The organism is Bacillus sp. JJ1503, from assembly GCF_036965125.1.
Lineage (GTDB): Bacteria > Bacillota > Bacilli > Bacillales > Cytobacillaceae > Cytobacillus.
Window position 1 is genome coordinate 1 of record NZ_JBALOZ010000500.1, and the last position, 1,224, is coordinate 1,224.

The following is a 1,224-nucleotide window of genomic DNA, read 5'->3' on the forward strand; positions in this document are numbered from 1 at the left end:
GGGTTCAATAATTCTTCAAAAAATAAATCCTAAACAAATTATTAAATAGGTCTACGTTGAATACATTGTAGTTTTCCAAACGAAATCCTCCTCTAGATTTTTTTACAATTCTTAATAAAAAATGATTACATTTTGTTGAAATAATTTTGACTATTAAGTGGTATATAATAACTATAGGATTTAATATAAATTCAACATAGTTGGAGGTAGAGAGATGGAGTTAAATAGACATGCCTACTTAATAGTTGCTCATAATAATTTTGACCTTTTGCAAAAATTAATTCAACTATTGGATGATACAAGAAATGATATTTATTTACATGTAGATAAAAAGGTCAGTAATTTTGATTCAAGAATGTTGAAAGTTAAACATTCAAACTTGCGGATTTATCAAGAGATTAAAGTAAATTGGGGCGGTGCAAGCCAAGTAAAATGCGAATTGTTTTTATTATCTGAAGCGATTAAAGAGTATCATCAATATTACCATTTAATATCAGGGGTAGATTTACCATTAAAAACACAAGATGAGATACATGCTTTTTTTAATGAAAATCAAGGCAAAGAATTCGTGCATTTTGACTCTTGCAAAGTTACTCAAAGTGAAATTAATAGAGTTAAATATTATCACTTTTTACAAGAGTTTTGCACAAATATCAAAAATAATACTTTAAATAAAATAGTAAAAGCAATTAAACATTTATCTATTTTTGTACAAAAAATACTATGTATAAATAGATATAAAGGAAATTTTCAAATTCAAAAAGGTAGTAATTGGTTTAGCATAACAAATGACTTAGCGGTATATGTAGTTTCAAAGAAGTCTTGGATTCAAAATTTTATAAGATTTACTGTAAGCTCTGATGAAATATTTTTACAAACTCTTGTTGCTAACTCTTCATTTAAAAACAAGTTATATAACAATAAATTTGACAATGATTACCGTGCGTGTATGAGGTATATAGATTGGAAAAGAGGAAATCCTTATATCTTTCAATCTAACGATTTTGATGAACTTATTAACTCTTCTTATTTATTTGCTAGGAAGTTTAATCCGAATATTGATGCTGAAATTATTAATAAAATTTATGAGCATTTGGAGGTTTCAAAACAGAACGGTCAATAAGGTTTACTTAATAGAATGCTTATTCTATAAAAATATTTTCCGTAAGAGATGTTATGTGAATTATCTTCAAATAGAAATTGAGAGAAGAAAAAATGAGCTTA

Annotated in this window: 1 protein-coding gene; it reads left to right on the forward strand. The window is 26.0% G+C overall.

The features are described from left to right. Positions 1-214: 214 nt before the first annotated feature. Positions 215-1,123 carry a beta-1,6-N-acetylglucosaminyltransferase gene (locus tag V7149_RS25900; RefSeq protein WP_335348425.1) on the forward strand — a complete coding sequence of 303 codons (909 nt, stop codon included), beginning with the start codon at positions 215-217 and terminating at the stop codon, positions 1,121-1,123. Positions 1,124-1,224: the final 101 nt, after the last annotated feature.

Coding starts and splice junctions, on each gene's coding strand:
- V7149_RS25900 (WP_335348425.1), top strand. CDS start 215: ATGGAGTTAAATAGACATGCCTACTTAATAGTTGCTCATAATAATTTT.